Origin of the sequence: Kitasatospora brasiliensis (assembly GCF_032654805.1) — a bacterium.
In the GTDB taxonomy this organism is placed as follows: Bacteria; Actinomycetota; Actinomycetes; order Streptomycetales; family Streptomycetaceae; genus Kitasatospora; species Kitasatospora brasiliensis.
The window spans coordinates 346,399-367,902 of sequence record NZ_JAUOOW010000003.1; the positions used below are offsets into that span (position 1 = coordinate 346,399).

Here is a 21,504-nt window from a genome sequence, read left to right on the forward strand (position 1 = left end):
GCCGGGCCCGGCCGTCCCCGCGTAACTGTTCGTTTGCTAAACGGTCTTGGCCGAATGTGGAGATGCGCGGATGAATGAGTCCAGGTCCGATTCAGTACTGGCCCGGCTGCTGGCCGATGCCGCGCCGTCGGAGCACCGGAGGTTGGTTCTCGACCTCGTGAGCCGCACCGCGGTGGCGGCGCTGAAGGCGGCACGCCCGGAGGCGGCCGACACCTTGGACACCGCGCTCGCCTTCCGGGAGCTGGGCTTCGACTCGCTGGCCTCGGTCGACCTCCAGGCCCGCCTGGTCGCGGCCACCGGTCTCGACCTGCCGGTCACCGTGGTCTACGAGTGCCCGACCCCGGCCGCCCTGGTCGACCGGCTGCTCGCCGAGGTGCTCGGCGCCGCCGCCCCCGAACCGTCCCCGACCGCCAACCTCGGCGCGGCGGACGAGCCGGTGGCGATCGTCGGCATCGGCTGCCGCTTCGCCGGCGGAGTGGACTCCCCGGACGGCCTGTGGCAGCTGCTGCGCGACGGCGGCGAGGTGCTCTCCGACTTCCCCACCGACCGCGGCTGGGACCTGGACCGGCTGTTCGACGAGGACCCGGAGACCCCCGGCAGCAGCTACGTCCGGGCCGGCGGCTTCATCGACACCGCCACCGAGTTCGACGCCGACTTCTTCGGCATCAGCCCGCGCGAGGCGCTGGGCATGGACCCGCAGCAGCGGCTCGTCCTGGAGACGGCCTGGCAGGCCCTGGAGCACGCCGGGGTCGACCCGCTGGCGCTGCGCGGCACCGAGGCCGGCATGTTCTTCGGCGCCGAGGTGCAGGAGTACGGCCCGCGGCTGCACGAGGCCCCCGACGGCCTGGACGCCTACCTGCTGACCGGCAACGCCCCCAGCGTCATCTCCGGGCGGGTGGCCTACGTGCTCGGCGCGCTCGGCCCCGCCGTCACCGTGGACACCGCCTGCTCGGCCTCGCTGGTCGCCATCCACCTGGCCTGCCAGTCGCTGCGCGCGGGGGAGTCCTCGCTGGCGCTGGCCGGCGGCGTCGCCGTGATGGGCGGCCCTGGCGTCTTCACTGCCTTCAGCCGCCAGCGCGGCCTGGCCCCCGACGGCCGCTGCAAGGCCTTCGCCGCCGGCGCGGACGGCACCGGCTTCGCCGAGGGCGTCGGCGTCCTGGTGCTGGAGCGGCTCTCCGACGCCAAGCGCAACGGGCACCAGGTGCTGGCCGTGGTCCGCGGCTCCGCTGTCAACCAGGACGGCGCCTCCAACGGCCTCACCGCCCCCAGCGGCACCGCTCAGCAGCGGGTGATCCGCCAGGCCCTGGCCAACGCCGGCCTGCGCGCCGCCGAGGTGGACGCCGTCGACGCCCACGGCACCGGCACCACGCTCGGCGACCCGATCGAGGCCACCGCGCTGCTCGCCACCTACGGCCAGGACCGGCCCGAGGACGCGCCGCTGCTGCTCGGCTCGGCCAAGTCGAACCTGGGCCACACCCAGGGCGCCGCCGGCGTCGCCGGGGTGATCAAGATGGTGCTGAGCATGCGCCACGGCTACCTGCCGAAGAGCCTGCACATCGACGCCCCGAGCCCGCACGTCAACTGGTCGGCCGGCGCCGTCGAACTGCTCACCGAGGGCCGGCCGTGGCCCGAGACCGGCGCGCCGCGCCGCGCCGGCGTCTCCTCCTTCGGCGTCAGTGGCACCAACGCCCACGTCGTGCTGGAGCACGACGCCGAGGACGAGCAGCCGCCGGTGGAAGAGCCCGCCGCCGACTCCGGGGTGCTGCCGTACGTGCTGTCGGCGCGCGGCGAGCAGGCCCTGCGCCAGCGCGCCGCGGACCTGCTGCCGCTGCTGGACGGCGACCAGGTCCGGCTCGGCGACCTCGCCCACGCGCTGGCCACCACCCGGGCCGGCCTGGCCGACCGCACCGCGATCGTCGCCGAGAGCCGCGAGGAGCTGCGCGCCGCCCTGGCCGCGCTCGCCTCCGGCGAGGCCCCCACCGCCGTCGCCGGCCCCGGCAAGCTCGCCTTCCTGTTCACCGGGCAGGGCAGCCAGCGCCTGGCCATGGGCCGCGAACTGGCCGCCGGGTTCCCGGTGTTCGCCGCCGCCCTGGAGAAGGTCTGCGGCTACCTGGACCTCCAGCTGGACCTGCCGCTCACCGAGGTGCTGTTCGCGGCCGAGGGCTCGGCCGAGGCCGAGCTGCTGCACCACACCGAGTACGCCCAGCCCGCCCTGTTCGCGATCGAGGTCGCGCTGTTCCGGCTGGCCGAGAGCTGGGGCCTGCGCCCCGACTACCTGGCCGGGCACTCCATCGGCGAGCTGGCCGCCGCGCACGTCGCCGGGGTGCTCACCCTGGAGGACGCCGCCATCCTGGTGGCCGCGCGCGGCCGGCTGATGCAGGCCCTGCCGTCCGGCGGCGCGATGGTCGCGGTGCAGGCCACCGAGGCCGAGGTGGCACCGCTGCTCACCGACCTGGTCGGCCTCGCGGCGGTCAACGGCCCCCGCGCGGTGGTGCTCTCCGGCGACGAGCGGGAGGTGCTGCGGATCGCCGAGGAGCTGGCCGCGGCCGGGCACCGCACCAAGCGGCTGCGGGTGAGCCACGCCTTCCACTCGCCGCTGATGGAGCCGATGCTCACCGAGTTCCGCCGGATCGCCAAGGTGCTGAAGTACACCGCGCCGAAGATCCCGATCGTCTCCACGGTCACCGGCGAGCTGTGCACCGACGCGGTGGCGACCCCCGAGTACTGGGTCGAGCACGTGGCCGCCCGGGTGCGGTTCGCCTCCGCCATGGACTGGCTGGCCGCCGCAGGCGTCGACACCTTCCTGGAGATCGGCCCGGACGGCGTGCTCTGCGCCATGGGCCAGGAGTGCCTGGACGGCTCCCCGGCCGTCTTCGCCCCGCTGCTGCGCCGCGAGCACTCCGAGCCCCGGCAGGCCGTGCAGGCCCTGGCGGCGGCCTACACCGCCGGTGTCCCGGTGGACTGGGCCCGCTTCCACGCCGGCCGCGACGGGCGCCGGATCGAGCTGCCGAACTACCCCTTCCAGCGCAAGCGGTTCTGGCTGGAGCCGGGCTCGGCCCACGCCGACCTCGCCGACATCGGACAACTGCCCGCCGGACACCCGCTGTTGAGCGCCGTGGTGGCCGTCGGCGCGGACGGCGTGGTGCTCACCGGACACCTCTCGCTGCGCGCCCAGCCCTGGCTGGGCGACCACGTCATCGCCGGGCGGGTGCTCTTCCCCGGCACCGCGTTCGTCGAGCTGGCGGTGCGCGCGGGCGACCACGTGGGCGCCGGCGCGATCGAGGAACTCACCCTGGGCGCCCCGCTGGTGCTGCCCGCCGAGGGCGGCGTGGGCATTCAGGTCGCGGTGGGCGAGCCGGACGAGACCGGCCGCCGCCAGCTGACCATCCACTCCCGGGCGGACGGCGCGGACGCCGGGCAGTGGATCCAGCACGCCGGCGGTGTGCTGGCCCCCGACGCCGAGCCGCTGCCCCGGCCGCTGGACAACTGGCCGCCGCAGAGCGCCGAGGCGATCGACCTCACCGGCGTCTACCAGACCCTGGCAGCCCAGGGCTACGGCTACGGCCCGGCCTTCCAGGGCCTGCGGGCGGCCTGGCGGCACGGCGACGAGGTCTTCGCCGAGGTCGAGCTGCCCGCCGAACTCGTCGCCGACGCGGCCGAGTTCGGCCTGCACCCGGCCCTGCTGGACGCCGCCCTGCACGCCGCCGACCTGGGCGCCGAGCCCCGCGCCGAGGTGCTGGTGCCGTTCGCCTGGACCGGGGTGTCGCTGCACGCCGCCGGCGCCGCCTCGGTGCGGGTGCGGATCTCCCACCCCGGCAAGGACACCCTGGCGCTGGAGTTCGCCGACGCCACCGGCGCTCCGCTGGCCACCGTCCGGGGCCTGGTCTCCCGCCCGGTCTCCGACGACGAAGTCCTCTACGCCGTACGGCAGTCGCCGCTGGCCGTGCCCGCCGAGCCGCAGCCGCTGCGGATCGCGGTACTGGACGGCGAGCTCGCCGACCTGACCGCCTTGGCCGACCTGACCACCCTGGCCGACCCGCTGCCGCAGGCCGTCGTGCTGCCCGCGGTGGCCGGCGCCGAGGACCTGCCGCTCGCGGCCCGTGGCGCCACCGCCCGGGTGCTGCGGGTGCTCCAGGCCTGGCTGGCCGACGACCGCTTCGCCGACGCCACGCTGGTGGTGGTCACCTCGCCCGCGCTCGCCCAGGCGCCCGTCCGCGGCCTGGTCCGCTCGGCGCAGGCGGAGGACCCCGGCCGCTTCGTGCTGATCGAGCACCCCGGCCTGCCCACCGAGGCCGAGCTGTCCGCCGCGCTCGCCACCGGTGAGCCCGAACTGTCGCTGCTGGACGGCGAGTTCACCGCGCCCCGGCTGGCCGTGCTGCCCTCGGCGGCGGCCGAGACCCCCGCGTGGGGCCGGGTCCTGATCACCGGCGGCACCGGCGGCCTGGGCGGCCTGCTGGCCCGCCACCTGGTCGCCGAGCACGGCGTGCGCCGCCTGGTGCTGGCCGGCCGCCGCGGCTCCGCCCCCGAACTCCAGGCCGAACTGGAGGGGTTGGGCGCCGAGGTGGCCGTGGTCGGCTGCGACGTGGGCGACCGCGCCGCGGTGGCCGCGCTGCTGGCCGCCCACCCGGTCGACTCGGTGGTCCACGCCGCCGGCACCGTGCGCGACGGCGTGATCGAGTCGCTCACCGAGGAGACGCTGGCCGAGGTCTTCCGCGCCAAGGTGGACGGCGCCTGGCACCTGCACGAGCTCACCGCCGAGCTGGACCTCAAGGCCTTCGTGCTCTTCTCCTCGCTCGCCGCCGTCCTCGACGGCGCCGGACAGGCCAACTACGCGGCGGCCAACGCCTTCCTGGACGCCCTGGCCGAGCACCGCGCCGAGCTGGGCCTGCCCGCCACCGCCCTCGCCTGGGGCCTGTGGACCGGCGAGGCCGGCATGGGCGCCGCGCTCGACGAGGCGGCGCTGGCCCGGATCGCCCGCTACGGCCTGCCCGGACTGGACGCGGCGCACTCGCTGCGGCTGTTCGACGCCGCCGTGCGCACCGGCGCCGCCCGGGTCGTCCCGGTCGAGGTGGACGCCGCCGCCGTGCGCCGCCGTACCGACGGTGTCCCCGCGCTGCTCAGCGGCCTGGTGCGGCCGGTCAACCGCCGGGCCTCGGCCGCCCGCGGCACCCGCGCCCAGGACGGCGGCAACGCGCTCAGCGCCCTGCCCGTCGCCGAGCGGGACCGCACCCTGCTGGAGCTGGTGCGCACCGAGGTGGCGGCCGTGCTGCGGCACGACAGCGCCGCGGCGATCAGCCCGACCCGGGCGTTCACCGAGATCGGCTTCGACTCGCTGGCCGCCGTGGAGCTGCGCAACCGCCTCAACTCGGCGACCGGGCTGCGGCTTCCGGCCACGCTGGTCTTCGACTACCCGGCGCCGAAGGCGCTGGCCGAGTACATCCGCGACACCCTGTTCGGCAGCGAGGCCGAAGCCCCGGCCGCGCCGGTGGCGACGGCCGCCGGCCCGGCCGAAGACCCGATCGTGATCGTCGGGATGAGCTGCCGCTACCCCGGCGGCGTGGAGTCCCCCGAGGACCTGTGGCGCCTGGTCGCCGACGGCGTCGACACCATCGCGGACTTCCCGGCCGACCGTGGCTGGGACACCGAGGGGATCTACGACCCGCAGCCGGGCACGCCCGGCAAGACCTACTCCCGCGAGGGCGGATTCCTCTACCGGGCCGCGGAGTTCGACGCCGACTTCTTCGGCATCAGCCCGCGCGAGGCGGTCGCGATGGACCCGCAGCAGCGCCTGCTGCTGGAGGTCTCCTGGGAGGCGTTCGAGCGGGCCGGCATCGACCCGGCGACGGTCCGCGGCACCGCCACCGGCGTCTTCGCCGGCGTGATGTACCACGACTACGGCAGCTGGCTCACCGACGCCCCCGAGGAGGTGGCCGCCTACTTCGGCAACGGCACCCTCGGCAGCGTGCTCTCCGGACGCGTCTCCTACGCGCTCGGCCTCGAAGGGCCGGCCGTCACCGTGGACACCGCCTGCTCCTCCTCGCTGGTCACCCTGCACCTGGCCGCCCAGGCGCTGCGCGGCGGCGAGTGCACGCTCGCCCTGGCCGGCGGTGTCACCGTGATGTCCACCCCGGACACCTTCATCGACTTCAGCCGCCAGCGCGGCCAGGCCGCCGACGGGCGCTGCAAGTCCTTCGCGGCCGCGGCGGACGGCACCGGCTGGGGCGAGGGCGTCGGCATGCTGGTGCTGGAGCGGCTCTCCGACGCCGAGCGCAACGGGCACCGGGTGCTCGCCGTGCTGCGGGGCAGCGCGATCAACCAGGACGGCGCCTCCAACGGCCTGACCGCCCCCAACGGGCCCTCGCAGCAGCGGGTGATCCGCCAGGCGCTGGCCAGTGCCGGGCTGTCGGCCGCCGAGATCGACGTGGTGGAGGCGCACGGCACCGGCACCACCCTGGGCGACCCGATCGAGGCCCAGGCCCTGCTGGCCACCTACGGCCAGGAGCACACCGAGGAGCACCCGCTCTGGCTGGGCTCGATCAAGTCCAACATCGGCCACACCCAGGCCGCCGCGGGCGTCGCGGGCGTGATCAAGATGGTCGAGGCGATGCGCCACGGCGTGCTGCCCAAGACCCTGCACGTGGACGCCCCCTCGGACCAGGTGGACTGGACGGCGGGCGCCGTCGAACTGCTCACCGAGGCCCGGGAGTGGCCCGAGGCCGGGCACCCGCGCCGCGCCGCCGTCTCCTCCTTCGGCATCAGCGGCACCAACGCCCACGTCATCCTCGAAGCGGCGCCGTTCACCGAGGCCGCCCCGGCCACCGGCACCGCGCCCACCCTGGTGGCGCTGCCGGTCTCCGGCCGCAGCCCCGAGGCACTGGCCGCCCAGGCCGAGAAGCTGGCCGCCATCGGCGACGTGGACCTCGCCGACCTGGGCCTCGCGCTGGCCACCACCCGCGCCACCCACCCGTACCGCGCCGTGGTGCTGGCCGCCGAGCGCGCCGAACTCGACGCCGCCCTGGCCGCGTTGAGCGCCGGCACCGAGGCGCCCGGGCTGGTCACCGGCACCGTCGACGAGGGCGCTCTGGCGTTCCTCTTCTCCGGCCAGGGCTCGCAGCGCCCCGGCATGGGACGCGCCTGGTACGAGGCCTTCCCGGTCTTCGCCGAGCACTTCGACGCCGTCGCCGCCCACTTCGACGGCGGGCTCAAGGAGGTGGTCTTCGGCGACGACGCCGAGCTGCTGAGCCGGACGGCCCACACCCAGGCCGCGCTGTTCGCCACCGAGGTGGCGCTGTTCCGGCTGCTGGAGTCCTTCGGCCTGCGCCCGGACTTCCTGGCCGGCCACTCGATCGGCGAGCTGGCCGCCGCCCACGTCAGCGGCGTGTGGTCGCTGGCGGACGCGGCCAAGGCCGTCGCCGCCCGGGGCCGGCTGATGCAGGCGCTGCCCGAGGGCGGCGCGATGGTCGCGGTGCGGGCCACCGAGGCCGAGGTGCTGCCGCTGCTGGACGAGCGGGTCAGCGTCGCGGCGGTCAACGGGCCGCGCTCGGTGGTGCTCTCCGGCGACACCGAGGCGGTGCGGGAGGTCGCGGCCCACTTCGGGCGCGCCAAGCGGCTGACCGTCTCGCACGCCTTCCACTCGCCCCGGATGGACGGCATGCTGGCCGAGTTCGGCGCGGTGCTGGCCGAACTCGACTACGCCGAGCCGACCATCCCGATCGTCTCCACCCTGACCGGCAAGGCGGCGAGCGCCGCCGAGCTGGGCACCCCCGAGTACTGGGTCCGCCACGTCCGGGAGAGCGTGCGCTTCGCCGACGCCGTCGCCACGCTGGCCGGCCAGGGCGTCACCACCTTCCTGGAGCTGGGCCCCGACGCGGTGCTGACCGCCCTGGGCCCGGACTGCCTGGCCGACGACGCCCAGGCGCTCTTCACCTCCGTCTCCCGCAAGGGCAAGCCCGAGGTCGCCGAACTGCTGGGCGCCCTCGCGCAGGCCCACACCCGCGGCGCCGCCCTGGACTGGCCCGCGCTGTACGGCGACTACACCCCCCGGGCCGTCGAGCTGCCGACCTACGCCTTCCGGCACCGGCGGTTCTGGCTGGACGTCCCGGCCGCCAAGGGCGACGCCGGCAGCCTGGGCCAGGCGCCGGTGGACCACCCGCTGGTCGGCGCCGGGATCCGGCTGGCCGCCTCCGACGAGGTGGTGCTGACCGGCCGGGTGTCCCGCGCCACCCACCCGATGCTGGCCGAGCACGCCGTCCTCGGCACCGTCCTGCTGCCGGGAACGGCGCTGGTCGACCTGGCGATCCGGGCCGGCGACCTGCTCGGCCTGCCGGTCCTGGACGAGCTGACGCTCCAGGCGCCGCTGCTGCTGCCCGAGTCGGGAGCCGTCCAGCTCCAGGTCGTCGCCGCGCGCGGCGGGTCCGTACGGATCTTCTCCCGCCCGGCGGGCGACGAGGAGGCCGACTGGACCACCAACGCCACCGGCCTGCTCGCCGAGCGCGCCGCCGACCGCCCCGAGCCGACCACCCAGTGGCCGCCGGCCGGCGCGACCGAGGTCGACGTCACCGGCCTCTACGAGACGATGCGCGCCGAGGGCTACGAGTACGGCCCGGTCTTCCAGGGCGTGAAGGCGGCCTGGCGGCGCGGCGAGGAGGTCTTCACCGAGCTCGAACTGCCCGCCGCCGAGCGGCCCGACGCCGCCCGCTTCGGGCTGCACCCCGCGCTGCTGGACGCCGCCCTGCACGCCACCTCCCTGCTGGACGAGGGCCGCGAGGCACCGGCGGACGGCAAGGTGCTGCTCCCGTTCGCCTGGAACGGCGTCGAACTGCACACCGGCGGCGCCTTCGCGGCCCGGGTGCGGCTGACCCGCCAGGACGGCGACGGCATCCGGATCGAGCTGGCCGACGGCGAGGGCACCCCGCTCGCCACCGTCTCCTCCTTCGTGACCCGCCCGGTGGCGGCCGGCCAGCTCGGCCCCCAGCAGGACTCGCTGTACACGGTGGAGCTGACCCCCCGCCCGGACCTGACCGTCCAGGGCGTGGGCAACCGGCAGTTCGCGGTGCTCGGCGCCGACGGCCTCGGCCTCGACGTGCCCGTCCACCCCGACCTGGCCGCGCTCGGCGACGCCGTCCCCGACGTGCTGCTGCTTCCGGTGCCGCCGGTGGCCGGCCGGCCCGTCCCGGAGGCCGTCCGCGCCGCGCTGCGCGCCGTGCTCGGGCCCGTCCAGGAGTGGCTGCGCGAGGACCGGTACGCCAAGGCGACGCTGGTGGTGCTGACCGCCCAGGGCCTGGCGGACGCCGCCGTGCGCGGCCTGGTCCGCGCCGCGCAGGCCGAGGACCCGGGCCGGATCGTCCTGGTCGATGCCGAAAGCGGTCTCACCCTGCCGCTGCTGGCCGCCGCCCTCGACGCGGGCGAGCCCGAACTCGTCCTGCGCGACGGCGCCGTCCAGGTGCCGCGCCTGGCCCGGGTCCAGCTGCCGCAGACCGAGCAGGACGCCCCCGACTGGGGCACCGTGCTGATCACCGGCGGCACCGGCGGCCTGGGCGCGCTGGTGGCCCGCCACCTGGTCACCGAGCACGGGGTGCGCAGCCTGGTGCTCGCCGGGCGCCGCGGCCTCCAGACCCCCGAGGCCGTGGAGCTGAGGGCCGAGCTGGCCGAACTCGGCGCCCGGGCCGAGGTGGTGGCTTGTGACGTCGCCGACCGGGCGGCGCTGGCCGCGCTGCTCGCCGAGCACCCGGTGCGCAGCGTGGTGCACACCGCGGGCGTCCTGGACGACGCCCTGTTCGGCTCGCTGACCCCCGAGCGGATCGACGCGGTGCTGCGGCCCAAGGTCGACGGCGCCTGGAACCTGCACGAGCTGACCCTGGACCGGGAGATCACCAGGTTCGTCCTGTTCTCCTCGGCGGCGGGCACCCTGGACGCCACCGGGCAGGGCAACTACGCGGCCGCCAACGTCTTCCTGGACGCGCTGGCCGAGCACCGCACGGCGAACGGCCTGGCGGCCACCGCGCTGGCCTGGGGCCTGTGGTCGGGCGCCGGCGGGATGGGCGGCCAGCTCGACGAGGCCGACCTGGAGCGGATCGAGCGCTCCGGCATCGGCGCGCTGGACCCGGCCGAGGGCCTGGCCCTGTTCGACGCGGCCCTGCGCGCCGAGCGCGCCACCCTGGTGCCGGCCCGCCTGGACCTGGCGGCGCTGCGCGAGCGGGGCGAGTCCGTCCCGGCCGTGCTGCGCTCCCTGGTGCGGCCCGCCGTCCGCCGGGACGCGGCCGCCGCCGGCTCCGGCGCCCCGGCCGTGGCCTCGCTGGTCCAGCGACTGGGCACCCTGCCCGCCGCCGACCACGAGCACGCGGTGCTGGAGGCCGTCCGCGCGCAGGTCGCCGCCGTCCTCGGGCACGACGGTCCGTCCGCCGTCCAGCCCCGGCGCGCCTTCACCGAGTTGGGCTTCGACTCGCTCGCCGCGGTGGAACTGCGCAACAAGCTCAACGCGGTCAGCGGGCTGCGCCTGCCGTCCACGATGATCTTCGACTACGCCACCCCGGCGGCGCTCGCCGCGTACCTGCTGGACAGGTTGCGCCCGGAGCCGGCCGTGGCGGCCGAGGAGCCCGACGACGCCAGGGTGGCCGAGCTGCTGGCCGGCATCCCGGTGGCCAAGCTCCGCGAGTCCGGCCTGCTGGAGCGGCTGTTGAAGCTCTCCGAGGCCGCCCCCGCCGACGCCAAGCCGGCCCCGGCCGCGGCGCCGGCCGAGCCCGAGGCCGACCGCGCCTCGGCGATCAAGAACATGGACATCTCCGATCTCATCCGCACTGCGCTCGACCGTAGCGACGCCAAGTAATCAGGGAGCGACACCTACCGTGGATACATCTGTCGAGCAGATAGTCGAGGCGCTGCGCGAGTCGTTGATCGAGAACGATCGGCTGCGCCAGCAGAACACGCGGATCGAGGCCGCGGCCAACGAGCCGATCGCGATCGTGGCGATGAGCTGCCGCTACCCCGGCGGCGTCAGCTCGCCCGAGCAGTTGTGGCAGCTGGTCGACCAGGGCGTGGACGCGGTGGGGGACTTCCCCGCCGACCGCGACTGGGACGTCGAGGGGCTGTACGACCCGGACCCGGACGCGCCGGGCAAGACCCACGTCCGCGAGGGCGGATTCCTCTACGACGCGCCGCAGTTCGACGCCGCCTTCTTCGGCATCTCGCCGCGCGAGGCGATCGCCATGGACCCGCAGCAGCGGCTGCTCCTGGAGGTCTCCTGGGAGGCGTTCGAGCGGGCCAACATCGACCCGCACGCCCTGCGCGGCAGCCGGACCGGCATCTTCGCCGGCGTGATGTACCACGACTACGGCAGCTGGCTGGCCGAGGTGCCGGAGGGCGTCGAGGGCTACCTCGGCAACGGCAACCTGGGCAGTGTCGCCTCCGGCCGGGTCTCGTACACGCTGGGCCTGGAAGGGCCCGCCGTCACCGTGGACACCGCCTGCTCCTCCTCGCTGGTCGCCCTGCACCTGGCCGTCCAGGCGCTGCGCACCGGTGAGTGCGCCTACGCGCTGGCCGGCGGCGTCACCGTGATGTCCACCCCGGACACCTTCGTGGACTTCAGCCGCCAGCGCGGTCTCTCGCTGGACGGCCGCTGCAAGTCCTTCGCCGCCTCGGCGGACGGCACCGGCTGGGGCGAGGGCGTCGGCATGGTGCTGCTGGAGCGCCTCTCCGACGCCGAGCGCAACGGGCACCGGGTGCTCGCCGTGGTCCGCGGCAGCGCGATCAACCAGGACGGCGCCTCCAACGGCCTGACCGCCCCCAACGGGCCGTCCCAGCAGCGGGTGATCCGCCAGGCGCTCGCCAACGCCAAGCTCACCGCCGACCAGGTGCACCTGGTGGAGGCGCACGGCACCGGCACCCCGCTGGGCGACCCGATCGAGGCGCAGGCGCTGCTCGCGACCTACGGTCAGGAGCGCGGCGAGGGCGAGCCGCTCTGGCTCGGCTCGATCAAGTCCAACATCGGCCACACTCAGGCGGCCGCCGGCGTCGCCGGTGTGATCAAGCTGGTCATGGCCATGCGCCACGGCCGGATGCCCAAGACGCTGCACGTCAACGAGCCCACCCCGCAGGTGGACTGGACCGAGGGCGCGGTCGAGCTGCTCACCGAGGCCCGGGACTGGCCGGTGCGCGGCGAGGCCCGCCGGGCCGCCGTCTCCTCCTTCGGCATCAGCGGCACCAACGCCCACGTGATCCTGGAGGGCGTGCCCGAGCCCGAGGCGCCGCAGGCCGCCGCCGAACTGACCGGCCCGCTCCCGCTGGTGCTCTCCGGCAAGGGCGAGCAGGGCCTGGCCGGCCAGGCGCAGCGGCTGCTCGACCACCTGGACAGCGCCCCGCTGACCGACCTCGCCTGGACCCTGGCCACCTCCCGCGCCGCCCTCGGCGAGCGCGCCGTGGTGATCGGCGCCGACCGCGCCGCGCTGGCCGCCGGGCTCACCGAGCTCGCCGCCGGCCGCGCCGCGGCGGGCGTGGTGCGCGGCGGGCACCAGAGCGAGTCCCGGACCGCCTTCGTCTTCCCCGGCCAGGGCTCGCAGTGGATCGGCATGGCCTCCGAACTGCTCGACGCCTCACCGGTGTTCGCCGCCCGGATGGCCGAGTGCGCCCAGGCGCTGGCCCCGCACGTCGACTGGGACCTGCTGGAGGTCATCCGCGACGCCGGCTCGCTGGAGCGAGTCGACGTGGTCCAGCCCGTGCTCTGGGCCGTGATGGTCTCGCTGGCCGAGCTGTGGCGCTCCTACGGGGTGCGCCCGGCCGCCGTGATCGGGCACTCGCAGGGCGAGATCGCCGCCGCCTGCGTGGCCGGCGCGCTGTCGCTGGCCGACGGCGCCAAGGTGGTGGCCCTGCGCAGCCTGGCCATCGCCGACGACCTGTCCGCGCGCGGCGGCATGATGTCGGTGGCGCTGGCCGCCGAGCAGGTCCGCGAGCGGCTCGCCCCGTACCAGGGCCGGCTCTCGGTGGCCGCCGTCAACGGCGCCGCCTCGGTGGTCGTCTCCGGCGACCCGGACGCCCTGGACCAGCTGCACGCCGAGCTGCGCGCCGACGAGGTGCGCGCCAAGCGGCTGCCGGTGGACTACGCCTCGCACTCGGCCCAGGTGGAGACGATCCGCGAGCGGCTGCTGAAGGAGCTGTCCGGGCTGAGCCCGCGCTCCGCCGAGGTGCCGTTCTACTCCACGGTGACCGGCGAACTGTTCGACACCGCCGGCCTGGACGCCGACTACTGGTACACCAACCTGCGTCAGAGCGTGCTCTTCGAGAGCACCACCCGGCTGCTGCTCGACAGCGGCTACGGCGTCTTCGTCGAGTGCAGCCCGCACCCGGTGCTGCTGCACAGCGTCGCGGAGACGGCCGAGGCGATGAACGCCGAGGCCGTCGGGATCGGCTCGCTGCGCCGCGACGAGGGCGGCCCCGAGCGCTTCCTGACCTCGCTGGCCGAGGCGCACGTCAACGGCGTCGCCCTGGACTGGGCGGCGGTCTTCGCCGGCACGCCGGTGAGCAAGGTGGACCTGCCCACCTACGCCTTCCAGCGCGAGCGGTTCTGGCTCGGCAGCTCCCAGGCGGTGGGCGACGTCACCGCGGCCGGCCTGGTCGCCGCCGGGCACCCGCTGCTCGGCGCCTCGGTCGCCGTCGCCGACGGCGGCGGCATGCTCTTCACCGGCCGGCTCGCCACCGCCACCGCGCCCTGGCTCGCCGACCACGCGGTGGGCGGCACCGTCCTGCTGCCGGGCACCGCGTTCGTCGAGCTGGCCGTCAAGGCCGGCGACGAGGTCGGCTGCGGCCGGGTGGCCGAGCTGACGATGGAGGTGCCGCTGCTGCTGCCCGAGCGCGGAGCCGTCCAACTCCAGCTCCACGTCGGCGAGTCGGACGACTCCGGCCGCCGCCCGCTGACCGTGCACTCGCGCCCCGAGGGCGGCGAGGGGGAGTGGACCCGGCACGCCAGCGGCCTGCTGGAGCCGGACACCGCCGACGCCGGCTTCGACCTGGCGGCCTGGCCCCCGGCCGGCGCCCGGCCCGTCCCGGTGGACGGCGTGTACGAGGCGCTGGCCGCCCAGGGCTACCACTACGGCCCCGCCTTCCAGGGCCTCAAGGCGGCCTGGCGGCGCGGCGAGGAGGTCTTCGCCGAGGTCGAACTCCCGGTGGAGGAAGGCTCGTTCGCCCTGCACCCGGCGCTGTTCGACGCCGCCCTGCACGCCGCGGGCCTCGGCGACGAGCAGGAGCCCGAGCAGGCCCGACTGCCCTTCGCCTGGAACGGCGTCTCGCTGTACGCCTCCGGCGCCAAGGCCCTGCGGCTGCGGATCACCGGCACCGACGCCCTGACCATCCAACTCGCCGACACCACCGGCTCCCCGGTGGCCTCGGTGGACGCGCTGACCACCCGCGCCGTCGACCCCGCCGCGCTCGGCGCGGCCGGCCGCGCCGACGCCCTGTTCCGGCTCGACTGGCCGGCCGTCGCGGCCGAGGGCCCGGTGCCCGGCCACGCGGTGCTCGGCGAGGGCGGCCTCGCGGAGCTGGCGACCGTACCGGAGTTCGCCGTCCTGCCGGTGCGCCGGGACGGCGACCCGGTGGCCGGCACCCGGGCGGCCGCCGCCCAGGTGCTGGAGACCGTGCGACAGTGGCTGGACAGCGACAAGGTCGCCGACTCCCGCCTGGTGGTGCTCACCAGGGGAGCGGTGGCGGTGGGCGCCGAAGGCGTCCAGGACCTCGCCGCGGCCGCCGTCTGGGGCCTGGTCCGCGCCGCCCAGGGCGAGAACCCCGAGCAGTTCGTCCTGGTCGACGCCGACCAGGACACCACCGTCGAGCAGGCACTGGCCGCGGCCGCCGCCACCGGCGAGCCCCAACTCGCCGTCCGCGACGGCAAGGTGCACGTCCCCCGACTGGCCCGCAGCGCCCCCCAGGGCACCGGCAGCCCGCTCGACCCCGAGGGCACCGTGCTGATCACCGGCGGCACCGGCGTGCTCGGCGCGCTGGTCGCCCGGCACCTGGTGGCCGAGCACGGCGTGCGCCACCTGCTGCTGGCCGGGCGCAGCGGCGTCTCCCAGGACGACTTCGCCGACCTGGACGCCGAGGTCACCCTCGCCAAGTGCGACGCGGCCGACCGCGAGCAGCTCGCCGGGCTGCTCGCCGACATCCCCGCCGACCGCCCGCTGACCGCCGTGCTGCACCTGGCCGGCGCGCTGGACGACGGCCTGGTCACCACGCTCACCGACGAGCGGCTGGACGCCGTGCTGCGCCCCAAGGTGGACGCGGCCTGGCACCTGCACGAGCTGACCGCCGGCCTCGACCTCAAGGCCTTCGTGCTGTTCTCCTCGGCCGCCGGCACGGTGGACGGCGCCGGCCAGTCCGGCTACGCGGCGGCCAACGCCTTCCTCGACGGCCTGGCCCAGCACCGCCACGCGCTCGGCCTGCCCGGCCTCTCGCTGGCCTGGGGCTTCTGGGAGCAGCGCACCGGGATGACCGCCCACCTGAGCGAGGCGGACGTGGTCCGGATGGCCCGCGCCGGGGTGCGTCCGATCTCCACCGACGAGGGCATGGCGCTGCTCGACCTCGCGCTCGCCGGGGACCGGGCCCTGCTGGTGCCGATCGGCCTGGACCTGCCCGCGCTGCGCTCGGCGGGCACCGTCGCCCCGCTGCTGCGCGGCCTGCTGCGCCCGGCCGCCCGGCGCACCGCCGCCGCGGCGCCCTCGGCCTCCGGCAGCGCCCTGGACCGGCTGGCCGCGCTCGGCCGGGCCGAGCGCGACGCGGCCCTGTTCGAACTGGTCCGCACCCATGTCGCGGCCGTGCTCGGCCACGACTCGGACATGGTGCTCGACCCGCGCCGGGCCTTCCGGGAGTGGGGCTTCGACTCGCTGACCGCGGTGGAGCTGCGCAACCGGCTCGGCCAGGCGGTCGGGCTGCGGCTGCCCGCCACCCTGGTCTTCGACTACCCGGACCCGGCCGCCCTGGTCGGCCACCTGAGCACCGAGCTGTTCGGCGCCGAGGAGGAGGCCCCCGTACCGGCCGCCGCCGGCGCCCAGTCGGACGGCGACGAGCCGATCGCGATCGTGGCGATGGCCTGCCGCTTCCCCGGCGGCGTCAGCACCCCCGAGGAGCTGTGGCAGCTGCTGGCCGACGGCGTCGACGGCATCTCGCCGTTCCCGGAGGACCGCGGCTGGGACATCGAGGGGCTGTACGACCCGGAGCCGGGCAAGGCCGGCCGGACGTACTCCCGCGAAGGCGGATTCCTGTACGACGCGGCCGACTTCGAGCCGGACTTCTTCGGCATCTCGCCGCGCGAGGCGATCGCCATGGACCCGCAGCAGCGGCTGCTCCTGGAGACCTCCTGGGAGGCGCTGGAGCGGGCCGGCATCGACCCGCACTCGGTGCGCGGCAGCTCCACCGGCGTGTTCGCCGGTGTGATGTACCACGACTACGGCAGCCGGCTCAGCAACGCCCCGGAGGACGTCCGGGACTACCTGGGCAACGGCAGCCTCGGCAGCGTGGCCTCGGGCCGGGTCGCCTACACCCTCGGCCTGGAGGGACCGACCCTCTCGGTGGACACCGCCTGCTCCTCCTCGCTGGTGGCCCTGCACCTCGCGGCGCAGGCGCTGCGCGGCGGCGAGTGCGCGCTCGCCCTGGCCGGCGGTGTCTCGGTGATGTCGACCGTGGACACGTTCGTGGACTTCAGCAGGCAGCGCAACCTCGCCGCCGACGGCCGGGCGAAGTCCTTCGCCGACGGCGCGGACGGCACCACGCTCTCCGAGGGCGCGGGCATGCTGCTGCTGGAGCGGCTCTCCGACGCACGGCGCAACGGGCGCGAGGTGCTGGCCGTGATCCGCGGCTCCGCCGTCAACCAGGACGGCGCGTCCAACGGTCTGACGGCGCCCAACGGGCCCTCGCAGCAGCGGGTGATCCGTCAGGCGCTGGCCAGCGCCCGGCTGTCCACCGCGGACGTCGACGTGGTGGAGGCGCACGGCACCGGCACCACCCTGGGTGACCCGATCGAGGCCCAGGCGCTGCTGGCCACGTACGGCCAGGGCCGTACGGCCGACCGGCCGCTGTGGCTCGGCTCGATCAAGTCCAACATCGGGCACACCCAGGCCGCGGCCGGTGTCGCCGGTGTGATCAAGATGGTCCAGGCGATGCGCCACGGCGTACTGCCCAAGACCCTGCACGTGGACGAGCCCTCCAGCAAGGTCGACTGGACGGCCGGCGAGGTCAAGCTGCTCACCGAGGCCCGGGACTGGCCCGAGGTCGAGCGCCCGCGCCGTGCCGCCGTCTCCTCCTTCGGCATCAGCGGCACCAACGCCCACACCATCATCGAGGCCGTCACCGAGCCGGCCGCCGAGCCGACCGGCACCGAGCCCCCGCTGCTGCCCGTCCTGCTCTCCGGCGCCACCCCGGAGGCGCTGGCCGGCCAGGCCGCCAAGCTGACCGCCCTGGCGGACGCGCCGATCGCCGACCTCGCCTACTCGCTGGCCACCGGCCGCGCCGAACTCGCCCACCGGGCCGCCCTGGTGGCCCAGGACCGGGACGAACTCGCCGCCGCGCTGGCCGCGTTGGCGGCCGGTGAGAGCGCGCCCGGACTGCTGCGCGGCAAGCCGGTGGCCGGCAAGCTGGCCTTCCTGTTCACCGGTCAGGGCGCCCAACGCCCCGGCATGGGACGGGAGTTGTACCAGCGCTTCGAGGTGTTCCGGCAGGCCTTCGACGAGGTCTGCGGCCACTTCGACGAGGGGCTCAAGGAGCTCGTCTTCGGCGCCGACGCCGAGCCGCTGAACCAGACCGCCACCACCCAGGCCGCCCTGTTCACCCTGGAGGTCGCGCTCTTCCGGCTGCTGGAGTCCTGGGGCATCCGGCCCGACGTCCTGGCCGGGCACTCCATCGGCGAGCTGGCCGCCGCCCACGTCGCGGGCGTGCTCGGCCTGCCGGACGCCGCCCGCCTGGTCGCGGCCCGCGGCCGGCTGATGCAGGCGCTGCCCGCCGGCGGCGCGATGCTGGCCGTCGACGCCACCGAGGAGGAGGTGCTCCCGCACCTCGGCGAGGCCGTCGGCATCGCCGCCGTCAACGGGCCGAACGCCGTCGTGGTGTCCGGCACCGAGGAGGCGGTGACCGCCCTCCAGGCCGCCTTCACCCACCGCAGGACCAAGCGCCTGCCGGTCAGCCACGCCTTCCACTCGCCGCTGATGGACCCGATGCTGGCGGAGTTCGCCGAGGTCGCCCGCGGCCTCGCGTTCGCCCCGCCGAGCGTGCCGATCGTCTCCACCCTGACCGGCGAGCGGGCCACCACCGAGGAGCTGACCTCGCCCGAGTACTGGGTGCGCCACGTGCGCGAGTCCGTCCGCTTCGCCGACGCGATCCGCACGCTGGAGGCCGAGCAGGTCCGCACCTTCCTGGAGCTGGGCCCCGACGCGGTGCTCTCCACCATGGGCACCCATTGCCTGGCCGACCAGGAGCGCTCGGCGCTGGTCTCCCTGCTGCGCCGGGACAAGGAGGAGCCCGTCGCCCTGGCCACCGCGCTCGGCGCGCTCCAGGTGCGCGGCGTCCCGATCGACTGGGAGCGGCTCTACGGCGGGACGGCGGTGCGCCGGATCGACCTGCCGACGTACGCCTTCCAGCGCCGCCGGCTCTGGCTGGACGACGGTCCCTCCGGGCCGCGCGAGGCGGCCGGCTTCGGCCAGGCCGCGGCCGGGCACCCGCTGCTCGGCGCCGAACTGCGGCTGGCCGAGAGCGACACCGTCGCCCTGACCGGACGCCTCTCGCTGAGCACCCACCCGTGGCTGGCCGACCACGCCGTCGCCGACGTGGTGCTGCTGCCCGGCAGCGCCTTCGTGGAGCTGGCCGTCCAGGCCGGCGACCGGGTCGGCGGCGCCCTGGTCGAGGAACTGGCCATCGAGCGGCCGCTGGTGCTGCCCGCCCAGGGCGGCATCCAGCTCCAGGTGGTCACCGGCGCCGGCGACGACTCCGGTCGCCGCCCGGTCACCGTGCACGCCCGCACCGAGGACGGCGGCGCCTGGACCAGGCACGCCACCGGCGTGCTGGCCCCGCCGACCGCGCCGGAACCCGCCGCGCTCGAAGCCTGGCCGCCGGCCGGCGCCGTGCCCGTCGACCTCGACGGCAGCTACGACCGCCTCGCCGACCAGGGCTACGGCTACGGCCCGCTGTTCCGCTGCCTGCGCGCCGCCTGGCGCCTGGGCGAGGAGGTCTACGCCGAGCTCGCCCTGCCCGAGGAGGCCGACCCGGCCGGCTTCGGTCTGCACCCGGCGCTGCTCGACTCCGCGCTGCACGCCATCGACCTGCTCGACGGTCAGGACCCGACGGTGATGACCCTGCCGTTCTCCTGGGAGGGCGTCACCCTCTACGCGGCGGGCGCCTCGGCCCTGCGGCTGCGGCTCACCCCGCAGAGCACCGAGCAGCTGGGCCTCCAGCTCTTCGACGGCGCCGGCGCACCGGTCGCCGTGGTCTCCGCGCTGCGCATCCGGCAGGTGACCGCCGAGCAGCTGAACGCGGCCGCGGCCGCCCCCGGCTCCGGCGACCTGTACGAACTGCACTGGGAGCCGGTCCCGTTGGCGGACCTCCAGGACGGTACGGCCCCGGACACGGTGACCGTCACCGTCGACGAGGACGGGTTCGCCCCGGCCCGGGCCGGTCAGGCCGGACACCGCGCCCTGGCCCTCCTCCAGGAGCGCCTCACCGAGGACCGCGCCGACGGCGCCGCGCCGCTGGTGGTCGTCACCCGTGGAGCGGTGGCCGTGGACGGCGCGCCGGACCTCGCCCAGGCCGGCATCTGGGGCCTGGTGCGGGCCGCGGCCGTCGAACACCCCGACCGCCTGGTCCTGGTCGACCTCGACGAGGACCCGGCCTCCGAGGCCGCCCTGGCGGCGGCGGTCGCCACCGGCGAACCGGAGCTCGCGCTGCGGGCCGGCCGGGCGTACGTCCCGAGGCTGGCCGACGCCACGGCCGGCGAGGCCGCCCAGGCCTTCGACGCCGAGGGCACCGTGCTCGTCACCGGCGGCACCGGCAGCCTCGGCCGCCTGCTCGCCCGCCACCTGGTGACCGAGCACGGCGTGCGGCACCTGCTGCTGACCAGCCGCACCGGCGCCATGCCGGAGGAGCTGGCCGACCTGGCCGAGCTGGGCGCGACCGTCACGGTCGCCGCCTGCGACGCCGCCGACCGCGCGGCGATGGCCGCCCTGCTCGACACCGTCCCCGCCGAGCACCCGCTGACCGCGGTGGTGCACGCCGCGGGCGTCCTGGACGACGCCCTCGTCACGGCGCTCACCGACGAGCGGATGGACGCGGTGCTGCGCCCCAAGGCGGACGCGGCCTGGCACCTGCACGAGCTGACCGAGGGCCTCGGCCTCAAGGCGTTCGTGCTGTTCTCCTCGGCCGCCGCCACCCTCGGGGCCGCCGGGCAGGGCAACTACGCCGCGGCCAACGCCTTCCTGGACGCCCTGGCGGCCCAGCGGCACGAGGCCGGGCTGCCCGCGATCGCGCTCGGCTGGGGCCTGTGGGACACCGGCTCCGGCATGGCCGGCTCGCTCGGCGAGGCGGAGCTGCGCCGGCTCTCCCGGGACGGCATCGAGCCGCTGTCGGCCGACCGGGCGCTCGCGCTCTTCGACCGGGCGCTGACCTCCGACCGGCCGCTGCTGCTGCCGATGCGGGTGCGCCCGACCGAGCAGGCGCCCCCGATGGTCCGCGCGCTGGCCGCCCGGACCCCGGCCCGGCGCACCGCCCAGGCGGCGCCGGCCGCGGCCGACAAGCCGCAGCAGGTCGCGCTGCCCGAGCGGCTCGCGGCGCTCTCCCCGGCGCAGAGCCGGCAGCTGCTGCTGGACACCGTGCGCGGCCACGTCGCGGAGGTGCTCGGACACGCGGGCGCCGAGGCGGTGGACCCGGAGCGCGGCTTCGGTGAGCTGGGCGTGGACTCGCTCTCCGCCCTGGAGCTGCGCAACCGGATCGGCGCCGACACCGGTCTGCGGCTGTCCTCCACCCTCACCTTCGACTACCCGACCCCGGCGGCCATCGCCGACCACCTCTTCGACGAACTGGTCGAGGACGTGGACGGTGCGCCGGACGTCGAGGCCGAGGTGATCCGCCTGGAGTCCCTGCTGGAGGCGGCCGCCGCCGGCTCGGTCGACGAGGAGCAGCGCTCCCGGGTCGCCCTGCGCCTGCGGGCCCTGACCGCCAAGTGGGCCGGGGAGGCGCACCAGGAGCCGGCCGGGCAGAGCGGTCCGGAGCTGGACACGGCCACCGCCGACGAGCTCTTCGACCTCCTGGACGGTGAGCTCGGCAAGTTCGACTAGCAGGACCCAGGGCGGCCTGCCCGGCGGATCCCGCCGGGCAGGCCCTGCCCCGGAGGACCGAAGGGCGGTGCCACCCCGGCACCGCCCCGTCCGACCCTCAGGTCCGGGCCCGCTCAAGTCCGGACGCCCTCAAGCGCAGAGCCCCACAAGTGCAGAGCCCCTCACGTCCAGAGCCCCTCACGTTCCGACCCTCGAAGGGAAGCCCTCCCGA

Annotated in this window: 2 protein-coding genes; both read left to right on the forward strand. The window is 76.0% G+C overall.

Annotated elements, in window-relative coordinates; genetic code table 11:
• Nucleotides 1-70 precede the first annotated feature (70 nt).
• Nucleotides 71-10,825 (forward strand): SDR family NAD(P)-dependent oxidoreductase, encoded by a 10,755-nt coding sequence (locus QWJ13_RS13975; RefSeq protein WP_316524360.1) that lies wholly within the window; start codon nucleotides 71-73, stop codon nucleotides 10,823-10,825.
• Nucleotides 10,797-21,293, forward strand: a complete 10,497-nt coding sequence (locus QWJ13_RS13980; protein ID WP_432277522.1) for an SDR family NAD(P)-dependent oxidoreductase — start codon at nucleotides 10,797-10,799, stop codon at nucleotides 21,291-21,293. The genes QWJ13_RS13975 and QWJ13_RS13980 overlap by 29 nt, the downstream gene beginning before the upstream one ends.
• The last annotated feature ends 211 nt before the right edge of the window (nucleotides 21,294-21,504 follow it).